This window comes from Pseudoalteromonas sp. H105, assembly GCF_001469215.1.
Taxonomy (GTDB): Bacteria; Pseudomonadota; Gammaproteobacteria; order Enterobacterales; family Alteromonadaceae; genus Pseudoalteromonas.
The window spans coordinates 48732-62830 of sequence record NZ_LOFH01000004.1; the positions used below are offsets into that span (position 1 = coordinate 48732).

13 protein-coding genes are annotated in these 14099 nt (G+C 41.1%); 8 read left to right on the forward strand and 5 right to left on the reverse strand.

Annotated features, from left to right (window positions below):
* The first annotated feature begins 175 nt into the window (after window positions 1-175).
* Together ATS75_RS08245 and ATS75_RS08250 are read left to right on the forward strand one after the other, a co-directional pair.
* Window positions 176-565 (forward strand): hypothetical protein, encoded by a 390-nt coding sequence (locus tag ATS75_RS08245; protein ID WP_058559981.1) that lies wholly within the window; start codon window positions 176-178, stop codon window positions 563-565.
* Window positions 566-825: 260 nt separating this feature from the next.
* Window positions 826-1659, forward strand: a complete 834-nt coding sequence (locus tag ATS75_RS08250) for an acyl-CoA thioester hydrolase/BAAT C-terminal domain-containing protein (RefSeq protein WP_058559982.1) — start codon at window positions 826-828, stop codon at window positions 1657-1659.
* Between the two features lie 294 nt (window positions 1660-1953).
* On the opposite strand, the gene ATS75_RS08255 is transcribed toward ATS75_RS08250, so the two are convergent.
* The gene (locus ATS75_RS08255; RefSeq protein WP_058559983.1) at window positions 1954-2565 is read right to left on the reverse strand and encodes a flavin reductase family protein; all 612 of its coding nucleotides are present in this window, start codon (window positions 2563-2565) and stop codon (window positions 1954-1956) included.
* A 106-nt stretch (window positions 2566-2671) separates the two neighbouring features.
* On the opposite strand from ATS75_RS08255, the gene ATS75_RS08260 reads away from it, so the two are divergent.
* The 4 genes from ATS75_RS08260 to ATS75_RS08270 all read left to right on the forward strand — a co-directional run bounded on the left by ATS75_RS08260 (window position 2672) and on the right by ATS75_RS08270 (window position 6419).
* Window positions 2672-3985 (forward strand): DASH family cryptochrome, encoded by a 1314-nt coding sequence (locus tag ATS75_RS08260; protein ID WP_058559984.1) that lies wholly within the window; start codon window positions 2672-2674, stop codon window positions 3983-3985.
* Between the two features lie 2 nt (window positions 3986-3987).
* Window positions 3988-5502 (forward strand): cryptochrome/deoxyribodipyrimidine photo-lyase family protein, encoded by a 1515-nt coding sequence (locus tag ATS75_RS08265; RefSeq protein WP_058559985.1) that lies wholly within the window; start codon window positions 3988-3990, stop codon window positions 5500-5502.
* Window positions 5492-5629 carry a DUF2256 domain-containing protein gene (locus tag ATS75_RS20110; protein WP_082665439.1) on the forward strand — a complete coding sequence of 46 codons (138 nt, stop codon included), beginning with the start codon at window positions 5492-5494 and terminating at the stop codon, window positions 5627-5629. The genes ATS75_RS08265 and ATS75_RS20110 overlap by 11 nt, the downstream gene beginning before the upstream one ends.
* Before the next feature lie 118 nt (window positions 5630-5747).
* Window positions 5748-6419, forward strand: coding sequence for a hypothetical protein (locus ATS75_RS08270; protein ID WP_058559986.1), 672 nt, complete (start codon window positions 5748-5750; stop codon window positions 6417-6419).
* Window positions 6420-6639: 220 nt separating this feature from the next.
* Here ATS75_RS08270 and ATS75_RS08275 read toward each other — a convergent pair whose 3' ends face one another.
* From ATS75_RS08275 to ATS75_RS08290, 4 genes are all read right to left on the reverse strand, one after another.
* A complete protein-coding gene (locus ATS75_RS08275; protein WP_058559987.1) occupies window positions 6640-7935 on the reverse strand; it encodes a sensor histidine kinase in 1296 nt (431 codons plus the stop codon).
* Window positions 7936-7945: 10 nt separating this feature from the next.
* Entirely contained in the window at window positions 7946-8635 is a 690-nt protein-coding gene (locus ATS75_RS08280) for a response regulator transcription factor (protein ID WP_058559988.1), read from the reverse strand.
* A gap of 81 nt (window positions 8636-8716) precedes the next feature.
* A complete protein-coding gene (locus ATS75_RS08285) occupies window positions 8717-11200 on the reverse strand; it encodes an ABC transporter permease (RefSeq protein ID WP_058559989.1) in 2484 nt (827 codons plus the stop codon).
* Complete coding sequence (locus ATS75_RS08290; protein ID WP_058559990.1) at window positions 11193-11912, reverse strand: ABC transporter ATP-binding protein; 720 nt, start codon at window positions 11910-11912, stop codon at window positions 11193-11195. The genes ATS75_RS08285 and ATS75_RS08290 overlap by 8 nt, the downstream gene beginning before the upstream one ends.
* A gap of 179 nt (window positions 11913-12091) precedes the next feature.
* On the opposite strand from ATS75_RS08290, the gene ATS75_RS08295 reads away from it, so the two are divergent.
* Together ATS75_RS08295 and ATS75_RS08300 are read left to right on the forward strand one after the other, a co-directional pair.
* Window positions 12092-12844, forward strand: a complete 753-nt coding sequence (locus ATS75_RS08295; RefSeq protein WP_058559991.1) for a hypothetical protein — start codon at window positions 12092-12094, stop codon at window positions 12842-12844.
* Window positions 12845-12893: 49 nt separating this feature from the next.
* Window positions 12894-13982, forward strand: a complete 1089-nt coding sequence (locus ATS75_RS08300) for a type 1 glutamine amidotransferase domain-containing protein (protein WP_058559992.1) — start codon at window positions 12894-12896, stop codon at window positions 13980-13982.
* Window positions 13983-14099 lie beyond the last annotated feature (117 nt).

Sequence of the window (14099 nt, forward strand, 5' to 3'; positions counted from 1 at the left end):
TAGATATCAGTTAAGCCATTAAACGCCTTTCTACATAGGTAAAGCCTCTTGCATAAACAACACCCACTCTGACACACCGAGCAGGTAGCGCCTAAGTCCAACAAGCGACACTACATCACAAACAGCATGTCGCATAAATACTAAAATATTAACTTAACTTAGCATGGAGCGAATATTGACAATTGCGATTAGACTGAAATATGCTGTTGTTTTGTCTCTTGTGAGTTGGCCACTATTCCTTTGGCTTGGTAAAGATCTTGTTGGCAGCTTTTGTGCACTTTCGGCTTTTATTGTTGGTTATTTATTTGCACCAATCACTCACAAACAAACTAAAAAATATCAGGTGCAGCTTTTAGGTGTGGGTTTGGGCTTCTTAGCTCTATATTTATCAAGCTTTTTAAGAAGTTTGACAGAGCTAGTTTTAGGTGAGCCTTTTAGAGGTGTAGCTCACTATTTTTTAACAGGGTTATCAGGGCCTTATTTTGGTTTAGTGTTTTTAGGTTTACCAGCCATAATTTTTTCTTACACTAACTATAAAATTTGGTTGTGGTTATCTAAGCATTAAGTTAACACAGCCGTAAACACGGAAAATAACATTTGCCTTTGTTCGTGCCCCACAAGTTTTAGTAAATAATATTTAGCCTGTTAACAGGGCATTGAGGCTGTAGAATTATTCTTTTTAAAGAAAACCAACCCGTTTTATAGGTTCCAAATACATTACCTGATGCCGTAAAAGCGCTTAAGGTCGATTACACGAGCTCGTATTTTTACCGTTTTGGCTGTTGGAGTTATTCTACAGCCCCATTAGTACCACAAGGAGATAACGTGCATAAATCCATCCCCCTTTTACTTATAATTATTTTATTCGTTTCTTTTTCACTAAAAGCTGAAAATCATGAATACGAGGTAAGTAAAATCGAATATAAAAACTTAGTTGCTAACTTATATTTACCAAAAGCTGAAAAAAAACTTCCCGTGGTAATTGCCTTTGGGGGATTTGAAGGCGGATTAGTTGCTGGTAATGCTAACGGTGAAATGATCGCACCACATGGTGTTGCTGTTTTAGGGCTAGCTTATTTTAAAGAAAAAGGCATTTCTCAAACGCTAGATCAAATACCAATGGAGTACTTCATTGATGCAATCAATTATTTAGAAACTCACCCTTTATTAGACTCATCAAGAATTGGTGTGGTTGGTGGCTCTAGAGGTTCTGAGGCTGCATTTTTATTAGCAAGCATGGATTCTCGTATTAAATCGGTAGTTGTTACGACTCCAAGTAAGGTTGCTTGGTATGGCCTAACAGTACCGAAATCCGCTTGGACTATTGAAGGTCAAGATATTCCTGCTTTGGGTTTAGAATTAGATTCCAATGCTAAGCTAATAGATAGATTTACTGTTGCATTAGAAAATGAAACTAACGTAAAAAAATCCTTATTTAAATTTGAAAACATTAATGGCCCAATACTTCTGATTTCAGCAGAAATTGATCAAGTTTGGCCGTCTTTTCAAATGTCTAAAGACATAGAAATTTATTTGAAAAATAAGCAGTTTAAGCATGAAGTAGTGCATAACTCTTATAAAACAGGTTACGGTTTTAGCCAAGAGACGGCCCCTGAAATTAAAAAATCTATAATTAATCACTTTGTGAGTACATTATAGTGCTAACAAGGTTCTGAGGTGGACAGCAAGCACTAAAGCTCACTTTCCACCGCAAACTTTAACAACGGTGATCCCTTACTTTTGAATGCCGTTAATTAAGTTAATTCATCGAAGAGCGTATGTGTTTTCCAGCATCTACATAGGATTCGTATCCACTTAAATGCCAATGTTCTGATGATGGTATTATGAGAGTCATTGGGGTAGCGACTGTTAATCCAATCTGCCAGTGCACGTTAACATCGATTCGTTTAACATTTTGATAAAGCATTATCCCTATTTCGCTTAATGGCAGCGTTATAAGGTTGGTCGTTTTAAACTAAAAATGTCAGTTGTTTTAGTAAACTCATCTCCGCCCAGTTTGCCTACGCTCTTTAAAGCAACGGGGTCGATATAACCATCAACCAATGCTTCATCGTCAATATAAACCCCCACAACATCAAGTAACATCATTTTCCCACCAGCAGATTGCTCACTGACTGTAATCACCTCGCGGAGGGTGCATTCATAGCGAACTTTTGATGCTTTTACACTGATGGGTTTAACCAGCCGACTTGCTGTTGATTCAATATGTGCCGCATCAAATTCGCTGACCTCGGGTGAGTAGTTTGCACAGCTTTGGTTCATTTGATCCAGTTGGTGTTCACTCACAATATTCACAACGCACTCTTTGGTGTCGAGTAGGTTGCTAAGGGTGTCTTTATTGCGCTTTGCACCGGGATTAACCTGCGTAACACTCAATACCGGGGGGTTAACGCTCGCCACTGTAAAAAATGAATAAGGCGCAATATTTGCCACGCCATCACGACTAAGTGTACTTACCCACGCAATCGGCCTTGGCGTAATGCCGCCGACAAGCTGACTATAAATATTGGTTTCATCATGTTTATTGGTTAAATCTAAATACACTTACACCTCAAGACTATTAAAAAAGCTTTTTACATTAAACGCGTTTACAGTTTGTCACGTATTGAAACAAAATGGATTAATAAAACCCCAATGGCAAGTTTATTATATGACACACTCTGTATATTGGTTCACTAATGACCTACGGTTATCTGACAACGCGCTATTACGGCGTGCATGCGAGCAAAGCTCATCAATTAGCTTTATTTACTGCATTGACCCTGAGTGGTTTAAAAGCAACCGTTTTAACTGCCAAACACTGGGCGAGCAACGATGGGCGTTTTTGGTTAAATCGCTTCACGAATTAAACAGCCAGCTTAATGCGCGTGGCCAACACTTGGTGGTTTACTTTCAAGCGCCGCTGGAAGTGATTGATCATTATTACTCTCATCACAATACCCAGGTGATTTACTGCAGTGACCAAGTTGGCTTATACGAACGGCAATCCCTCACTGCTATCACCAATAAATATAGCGAGATTACACTTAAACAAAGTAATACATTTACTTTGTATGACATTTATCAATTACCTTTTGAGCTAAGTGAATTACCTTCAACATTCAGTAAATTTCGTAAAAAGGTAGAATCATCAAACCTCTCGATAAAATCACCTGTTGAGAGACCAAGCCATTTCCCTCCACCGTTAATTGCCCCAGTACCTTGGCCTAAATCTTTACCTATGGTTGAACAGGTAAATTGTGAGTTTGATGCAGGCGAAGTGGCCGCTCAGCACCACGTTGAACAGTACTTTTCAAGTTCAGCTCCAAGCGTATACAAACTGACACGCAATGCCCTTGATGGCATGGCAAATTCAACTAAATTCTCGCCTTGGCTTGCTAACGGCAATGTGTCGGTGCGACAAATCATGCACGCACTGCAAGAGTATGAGCAACAACACGGCGCGAATGATTCAACTTACTGGATTTACTTTGAGCTACTTTGGCGTGAATATTTTCAGCTTTATAGTGTGCGCTATGATCATCAATTATTTGCATTTAGTGGCATAAGCGCAAACAAACCACTTACTAGTTTTTATTCAGGTCGCTTTAAACAATGGTGCATGGGCACAACCCCCTACCCCATTGTTAATGCGTGTATGAAACAACTTAATCAAACGGGCTATATGTCTAATCGTGGACGTCAAATCGTGGCGAGTTGTTTAGTGAATGAGCTCAAATTAGATTGGCGTTTTGGTGCCGCGTATTTTGAGCAACAACTTATTGATTACGATGTAGCAGCGAACTGGGGCAACTGGCAATACCTTGCTGGTGTTGGCGCTGATCCTCGTTCTGGCAGGCATTTTAATTTAGTTAAACAAACTAACACCTATGATCCTGAAAATAACTTTATTAAGCGATGGCGGGGAGATGATGTGTATAGCATAGACTCAGCCGATGCTGCAGATTGGCCATTAAGCAGTTAATAATGCGCGAAAAGGTTAATATAGTCTGGTTTAAACGAGATTTACGTTTATCTGATCATCAGCCACTTAAGTACGCGTTTGACAGCTCACTGCCGACCCTACTTATTTATAATTTTGAGCCGCTGCTCCTTGATGATGCTCATTATAACGAGCGTCATTGGCGTTTTGTTTATCAATCGTTAGTTGAAATGAATAAACAACTCGCGCGCTTTAATGCCCGCGTTTATCTGTTTAACAGCCCAATGGATGAGCTACTTGATTCATTAAACAACCAGTTTGAAATTGTTAGCTTAGTGAGCCATCAAGAAATTGGCTTAAATAATACGTTTGCGCGCGACAAAGCAGTAAAAAAATGGTGTAAACACCATGCAACAAATTGGCTTGAGTTTCCTACCGGTGGGGTTATACGCGGGGCTAAAAGCCGTAAAGGCTGGAACGAACATTGGCATCAATACATGCACAGCCCCATCGCTATTCCAAACTGGAAAAACGTCAATACGGTAGCATTAAACGATTACCAAGCCCCTGCATTACCCGATGGCTACACAGAGCAAAGCCCACACTTTCAAATAGGCGGTGCGTTGGAAGCGCAGCATGTCATGCAAAGCTTTTTTGAAAGTAGAGGCAAAGGCTATCAAAAAGGCATTTCAAGCCCCAGTTTAAGCCAAACCCATTGCTCTAGGCTATCGCCTTACTTAGCGTGGGGCAACATTAGCCTTAGGCAAGTGTACCAAAAAGCAATTGACACATATGACTCAACACACCCTGACAAACGAGGCTGGAAGCGCCCACTAGCGGCATTTGTCTCGCGCTTACATTGGCATTGCCATTTTATGCAAAAATTTGAAAGCGAATGTTCAATGGAGTTTAAAGCGCTTAACGCAGGGTATCATCAGTTTCCCTACCGCGATGACGACAAAGTTGCTGGCGATATAAAGCGTTGGGCCCAGGGGCAAACAGGTGTGCCGATTATTGACGCCTGCATGCGCTGCTTAAAACACACCGGCTACATTAATTTTAGAATGCGCGCCATGTTAGTGAGCTTTGTGACCCACCACTTAAACATTAGCTGGCAGCAAGCAAGCTTCCCCTTAGCTAATTACTTTTTAGACTTTGAGCCAGGCATTCACTATCCGCAAATTCAAATGCAAGCCTCAGTGACAGGTATCAACACCATTCGCCATTACAATCCGATTAAGCAGTCTGAAGATCAAGACCCTAACGGAGAGTTTATAAAAAAGTGGTGTCCAGAACTTGAAAAGCTGCCCATAGAATACTTACATGAACCATGGCAACAAACGCCAATGGAAGCATTATTTAACGACTTTAAAATAGGCGAAGACTATCCCGAACCCATGGTAGATTTAACAAAAGCCTCAAAAGAAGCGCGCGATAGGCTGTGGCAATACCGTGAACGGCGCGATGTACAACGGGCCATTCCTGCGATACTCAAAGCTCATGTAAGCATTACACCGCGACCAAAAAACACTAAAAAGAAGCGTAACAATGGCGCATAAAAAATTACATTTACCGCAAAAAACCTGTCCCGTTTGCAACCGTGACTTTACCTGGCGAAAAAAATGGCAACGAGACTGGGACAACGTTATTTACTGCTCAGAGCGGTGTCGGCGTAATCCAAAGTAAAATGAACAAAATCAACCTTGCTTTACCTCGCTAAAATGTTAAGTTTTAGGTACAGCTTGTTAAAGCTGTATTTCCTAGCAAAAGCGAGGAGTAACATAATTCTTAACAAGGAGTGATTATGAAGTTACTAAATATATTTTTAACCGTTTTTACACTAGCCTACTCACTGTCTGCAAATGCTGCGTTTACACAGTACTTTTTTGAAGACAGATATGGAAATGAAGTTGAGTTACTACTCGTAGATGGCGTTTCCAACCCCAGTATTGTTGGGTTTGTACAAGACTGCACATTGAATAACTGTGATGACTTAGAATCAATCAAAAACAACGTCCATGATTTTGTTGCATCAGTACAACGCAATGAAATTTATACGTATAAAAATACAACCATGATGTATTCAATGCTTACTTGGCTTAACTCCCTATTACCAACAAAAGACTCTTCAACACTCAGTATTCAACGCACTGAGGCGATTACACATTACTTAATGTCTGCTGATTCAAAAAAGCCACCTATTATGATGGTTAGAAAAGAAGCCGGCTCGCCTGTGGATGTATGCGCAATAGACAGTACTGGTTGTAAAGTGATTGACGACATTATTTTCACAAAAGCACCTAATGGGGGCGTTTCTGTAGGAATGACTGCAAACCCTTATAAAACAGAAAATACGCTGTTGTATAAGAACCTGTTAGAAACGTTTATGCTTAGCATACACAATAAATGGCGCTGTGCTAGTACAGGAACTAACAGTGATAGTGATATAAAGTGGTCTATGGCATGTGACTATTGATGAGAGTCGTCTCTCAATGACCCCTTTTAACACCATTGCTTACACTTGGTGTTAAAAGGGTTTTAAATTTAGCCCTTAATGATAAGCCCGAACCTTCCTCAATTATCACAGTTGATATTGTGATTACTGACAATAACAATATGAACATTCCCCCATAATTAAACGCGCCGGCGATAAACTTAAAAGCACGACTCCTAGATTGCATTTATCACAACAATCGTTATTGAGTTAACGTGATATGAATTTCAGTCCCTTGGTTATTAACTGTTTTGAATAACCAATTTTGATGCTCACATAATCGCTTAACTATTGATAAACCAAAGCCATAGCCTGTGCTTTGCTCCCCTTTCACAAAGGCGTCTGTTATGTTTGCTGATATGCTTTGTTCAATACCAGGCCCGGTATCTGCAACAATTAATGTCATACCCCGTACTTCAATACTCACCTGTCCTTGTGTTGTATATTGAAATGCATTGCCAATAATATTATCCAGTAACACTTTAACCATACCCGGTTGCGCCATCACGCTAATATCGCAATTATCATGCACTTTAACGTCTATTGGCTTGTTATTAATCAAGTGGCTATGATCAATAACCGCCTGCTCAATTAAGGGTAATAACTTTACGTTGTGTTTATCCGCATCAGTATGCTCTTGCCGTGCTAAGGTTAACAACGTAACCACGGTTTGCTCCATTTGAGTGCATGCTTGCGATATACGACTAATCACTGGATTACTCACATCGTCAGGGTGTGTTGTACGATACACTTCAACTGCGTTTTTTATAATCGCGATGGGGGTTCTTAACTCATGGCTTACATCGCGTGTGAAGCACTTTTCGCGAGTAATCGCCTTATTAATGTTCACCATGGTGCCTTCGAGTGTCTGTGCCAACAACCCTATCTCATTGTTTGGAAACTGCGCCGCAAATTTAGCGGGCACTTTATCGGGTTCAACACCATGCACTAAATCTGTTAGCTGCTTTAATGGCAGTGCCGTTTTTCTACCGAGTAGCCATGAAACAAAAAAAGTTAACACCACTAATACAGCGCTTAGTATCAACATCAACCTCAGTGCTCCGTTGGCATAAGGCCTGATGATTAGCATATCACTCACCTGAGCTACCAGTACTGGTGTGGCATCTGCTTGCAGTGCAAATATATGGTAATGCCGCCCTTGCTCACCAAAAAACTCCCTTCCTTTTGGGTTGGCAATGTACTGAGCACGTATATCTTTGGGTAAATCATCGGGGGTAAAAACCAGCTGCATATGACTCATGCGAGGTGACCCCCATGTACCCGTTTGCGCATAATTACGCTGTAAATACTGCGCTTCTTTTTTTACCTCACGCTCGATATATTCATCTTCAACAAAATACAGTAGCGTAAAGCTTAACCCGCCCCACAAAGCAGAGGTTATCAGGCTAATCAAACAAAATTGACGCACTATTTTTTTACTTAAACGATGAAATTTAATGGGCTGAGTGTGTGAATTTTTTAGTCCGTGCTTACTCATCAAATAACACCTACTTTTTTACGTCTAACACAAAACCAATACCATGGATGGTTTTGATCATTGGGTATTCAAACGGCTTGTCTATTGTATTTCTGAGTTGGTAAATATGCGATCGTAACGCATCTGATTCGGTGGGTTCATCCCCCCATAATTTTTGCGACAACTTAGAGCGGCTCACTACCTGAGGGTATTCCTGCGCTAAAATGGTGAGGATCCGATACCCCATGCTATTGAGCTCAAGCGTTTTATCTGCACGTGTGACGTGCTGTTTTTTCCTATCAATTATAAGTGTATCAAATGTAAGCACATCACTGGTTTGCAATAAGTGTCGTCGCGCCAACGCAAAGCAACGTACCTCCAGCTCTTCCAGTGAAAAAGGTTTTGTTAAATAATCATCCGCGCCTTTTTTAAATCCTGATATTTTGTCGTCAATACTGTCTCGTGCTGTTAACATTATAATTGGTATATGGGCCTGCGCTTGCGCACGTAACGTTTCACATACCGCAAGTCCGTCCATGCCTGGTAGATTCAAATCTAATATAACCACATCGTAAGGGTTCGCTAACGCCAATGACAACCCTAATTTGCCTTCGCTGGCAAAATCCAAAACATGGCCTTTGCTTTCCATGTAACTTGCAATATTTTGAGCAATGCTCTGTTGATCTTCCACAACCAGAATATACAACGACTGATCATTCACAAGAGTCACCCTTTTGATTGTAATAAATTAATATGCATACGCTTATGCGTTGTTTGCACACGTCAATTAATCTAGTCAATATTAAACATCGCTCATTAATGCTTTCACCGAGCTTTTTAAACTATGCCTGCTGGCGTAAACCCCCAGCAGAGTTACCGAGCTTAAAATAATACACAGTGTTGCTATCATCACACTTAGGTTAGGGATATAAGGCAATGAAAACTGTGATTGATAAATTAAAGTCCCTGCCACATAGTTACCAAAAATAGCCCCGACCCCGACCAGAAGTGCCGTGATTAACCACTCAATAATATTAAGTTTTAAACACGTACTTTTTAGTAACCCAAAACTCATAATAATGCTGTTTTTCTTTTTATCATTCGCCTCAAACACATGAATTGACGACAATATAACAACAATCGAGAGTAGAATAATCATCACTGAAAAGCCACTAATAACCGCCGTAATCATCGCTAGCGTATCATCAAATTGCTGGGTAAGCTCTTGTAAAGAAACCATTCTAATTGTTGGGTGTGCTTGCCAAAGCTGCCCAAGCAGAGGCCATTGCTGGCTGTTTAACTCCAAACTCGCCATGTAGTAATGCGGTGCGTTTATGTGTGCGATTGCCGCTGGTGGCATTTGCACCCAAAAGGTAATTGAACCCGCCCCCGCTTTATAAGCATGGCTTGCACTGATACTAAACGTAAAACGCTGCTGATTGATGACCAACGTTATTTTGTCGCCAAGCGAGAGGCCCAAATCGGTCATGACTTCTTCTTCGATAGACACTTGCTGCCAGTCTTCAGTCGTTTGCGACCACCATGTTCCATCAACTAATCGATTGTTTTGTGGAATATCATTGCTCCAATGCAATCGAATGGAATGCGATAACGTAGCTAAGCTTTCACTGGGTCTATCGGTAAATTCATCCAGCGCTTGGCTATTAATCTCAATCACCTTGGCAAACAAATACGGTTTTGACTGACGCAACTCAATAGCATGCTGCACTGCCCAATCCTTAATTGCATCCATTTGTGTTTGATTTGCTTGCGATACCAGCATGTTACCATTATGCACTCGCTCATAAGAGGAAATAGTCTCGCCCAAGTCCCTTAAAAACATAAGCGTAAATAACAACAAAAACGTGCTTAAACCAATGCCTAAAACTTGGGTGCTTTTGCTTACTAATCGCTGCTTCATCATAAATAGAGTAAAAGGAATTAACCCCGAGAATCGTTCAGATACTTTTTCCCCTAGGGTTAAAAACAACCAACTGATAACCATCATCATGATAATGGTTATCCCTATGCTGCTTACTAGCATCAGCGTAAGTAGCCCGTTGTCAGAATAATTTACCGCGACCATAATCATCACTGCTAACCCTGCTAAATTAACAAATGCTAATGAGAATGACGTTTGATTTTGAATAAGCAACTTTGATACCGACACGTGATACAAGCTCGCCCAAATAGGCGAATGAAATGCCATAAAGATTAAGCTACACGCCATTAATACATATAGGGTTGCTTCGCCTTCAAATTGCCAGGTTACGCCAACAAAAGTGGAGGATAGCCATTCGACAATAACCCAATGCAGCGCACTTGATAGCACCACCACCAAGGGTATTAGTAGCACAAGGTTAATCAGCCACTTGAGCAGTGACAATACTAAACCTGTTGATTTAGATGCCCCCAAACTCATACAGACCGCTGAAAAATATTGCTCTTTTTTTATGTGTACTTGGGCAATTTGTGCAATCGCAATAGCCGCCATAAAAAACAAGATAATTGAGCTTAAACCGAGTACATTTTCGGTTCGTTGCCAAAATAGCGCTAACGGGTGCTTACCCTGTTTATGGTGCAGTGTTGCCGCGGGCAAGGTCTCCTTTTGCCAATCAATAAGCCCATTAACCTGCGATTTAGTCGCCGCTATCAGGTATCGATAAAGGACTGCCCCATCATCAATATTCAATGCGGTCATATCATCCAGGTTTATCATTGCTCTCATGGCAACCGTGTGGCTTTCCATTAAACGATCTGGCTCATGCACTAATACACGTGATACTAAAAACGGCCTTTTCGCCAGATAAAGGGTATCTCCTATGGCGATATTTAAACTCGATAACAATCGGCTATCTAACCAGATCTGCCCCGATTGAGGTGAGCCATGGGTTACTTCTGATGGACTTTGCAAAGAAGCTGACGTTAATAATTCACCTTGCAACGGGTAGTCATTCGCAATCGCTTTTAGCTTGGCGCTTTGCCATTGGTCATTAAATGTCAGCGTCGCATTAACTTGCATGGTCTCAACAACGGCATCGCTAGAACGTTTTAAATGCAGGGCCTGTTCATTCGTTAATTTATTTTTTTGCGCTAAAACGGCATCAGCCCCCAGTAAGCTAGCTAAGTTTTGGTTGAGGTAGTGTTGAATGGTGTTACTTGATAATGTCAACGTGGTGATAAACACCATAAGAATCACTTGCACCCATCTCAACAGCTTTTGATGAGGCTGTGAGTACTCTTTAACAAAAAAATGCCAAGCCAACTGTAAGTGAAGTTTAAGCATACTGTTGGCCTGTATGTTGAGTTAAATGGCGGGCAGGTCCCGAGTTTATATTTTTGCAATCAAGCGTGAGCCTTCCCTCAGTAAATGAGTAAATATTTTGTGCTTTATTTGCAAGTTCATTGCTGTGAGTCACAATAATTAAACCGGCGTTATGCGCTTGGCTGCACTCAAATAACATATCTGAAATATCACTGGCATTGCCTTGATCTAAATTACCGGTTGGTTCATCAGCAAATATAAATTTAGGTGAGAAAACAAGAGCTCTGGCAATGGCAACACGCTGCTGTTCACCACCGCTTAATTGTGAAGGGCGATGATCAGCACGCTTTGATAAACCGACCTTCGCTAACCAATGCTCGGCTTTGGCTACTGCCTGTTTGTCACCACGTAATTTTAATGGCAGCGCAATATTGTTAAGAGCTGATAGTTCTGGCAACAAGTGAAACTGTTGAAAAATAAACCCGACATGTGATCGCAAGCTGTCCAAAGGTAAAACAGTCTCTGCGTTTATAAACCGCCCTTGCCCTGTTGTTGGCTTTTCCAGCCCCGAAAGCAACATAAGCAAACTCGTTTTACCGGACCCAGAAGGTCCTGTTATGGCATAAGACTGGCCTTGTTCAACAGTTATATCGAGCTTTTCAAATAACGTAATTGTCGACGTAGTGGTTTTAAATGACTGAGAAACACCTTCAAGTTCTATTTTGCAGGACATAACATGCACCTTAACGTTTAATTAGAATGCAACGGTATGCCACTGTGTGTGAAACAAATGTGAAATACACCCCTTCCCTGTTTTATGCAACACGTTGGAATATGAAGGCGTTTCATTTCACTCATTTTTCACATTAACTGATTTAAGGTCTCATTTTTATTGCCTAAAAGAGACGACCCATGAAAAAATGCTACCTACTTCTATTTTTACCTTTCATTTACTTAATCATGTTCAACCAGGCGATTGCCTCAGACAATGAAGCCACCCAGTACAATAAACTTAAAAATAGCATCGACGCCGCCATTACTAAATTTGAACAAACAAACAGCCAACGCTGGTCATTCACGGTTTCTCGCTTTGAAAATGAAGAGGGCGATATTACACGCTCTGTCGAACACTATAACCCACATGCAGCAACGCCTTGGCAGCTTATAAAAACCAATGGCCAATCCCCCACCTCAGCGCAAATCAAGCGTTTTACAGACAAAAAAAGTAAACAAAACAACGCACCCGATAAAAAAGAGCGTATTAGCATGCCACTGCGTAAATTTGTTGATCTTGAAAGCCTCACGCTCATCTCTGAGGACGAAAGCACCATGGTGGTTGATTATAATGTACACATCAAAAAGCTAGGCGATGACGCCATCGGAAAACTGCGCGGCACCTTGGTTTATAACAAATCATTGCACTTTATCGAAACGCTATCTATTGTAAATACGGCTGACTTTTCACCCATGCTCTCCGCCAATATCACCGACCTTGCCCTTTCGTTTAACTTTATAAATAACGCGGGGAGTATTTTACTTAAGCAAAATAAAATGAACATGAAAGGCACATTTGCATACTTTACACAAATAAACGAAACCTCGACTGATCACTACACCGACTATCAATTGTTACCAACACAACATGCCCCTGACATTTCACACTGATTTCACATACTCACCGCCACACTGAACCCAAATCTCAAGAGGAAAAATTATGTTTACTCACTATCGAAAGACAAAAATTACCCTAATCACAATTGTTAGTTTATTTGCGTTGCTAGTTGGCTTTATTCTTTGGATCAGAGCTGTTGTACCTGCTAGCCCTAATAAGCTCAACGTGATTAATACAACGCCGCACGATTTAGTCTACCTAAAGCAAAGTGTTAAAGAACCACGAGGAAAAATACTGGCTGTGGTAACAAGTACTGACAAAATGGGCAGCAGTGACAAAAACACAGGGTATGAGTTAACAGAGCTGGCGCGTGCATACTATGTATTTCAAGCGAATGGCTTTGATGTTGATATTGCCAGCCCTCAAGGGAAGAAACCGCCCGCAGTACTCGATGATGATGACATGGGACAATACGACTACGCGTTTTTAAATGACCCCTATGCACAAAGCAAAGTTAACAATAGCATCGCACTGGAAGAGGTAGATACGCTCCAATACAGTGCTGTTTATTTTGTTGGTGGAAAAGGCGCAATGTTTGACTTTCCTAACAATACATCAATCCAAGCCATGCTGCGTGAATACTACGAGGCCAATAAAGTCATTGGGGCTGTGTGCCATGGGCCTGCAGCACTGGTGAATGTTACTTTGTCAGACGGCACGCCGATGATCAATAACAAAACCGTCGCTGCATTTACCAACGAAGAAGAATTACTACTCATTCCAGATGCTAAAGAGGTATTCCCCTTTTTATTACAAAACAAATTAGTTGAACAAGGGGCGACCTTTGATGAGGGGTATCTGTACCTTAACAACATCGCACACGACGGTAACTTAATTACAGGACAAAACCCATGGTCAGTCTGGTCTGTTGCAGAGTCGATGATTAAGCAGCTTGGTTACACGCCAGTTAAGCGCCCAATCACCCCTGAAGAAAACACCATAAAGGTACTGATAGACTACGAAGAACACGGCATCGAACAAGCCAAAAACAGCATCACCTTTTTGCGTTCAATCGACGAATATGCGCTAGATAGGACGATTATCGCCATTCATATGTTTGTTTATGCATTAAGGTGGGAACTAGGTAAATCGATTGACATGATACGCTTGCTTTCATACGCCAAAATATGAATTAAAATAATGCTAAAGTATCGCGTGCCCTGGTAACACAAAAATGCTTGCAGGGCACTATTTACAAGGCTGTCGACTAATGGAATAGACGCTAATCTTTTATTTAGTTGAGCCTGT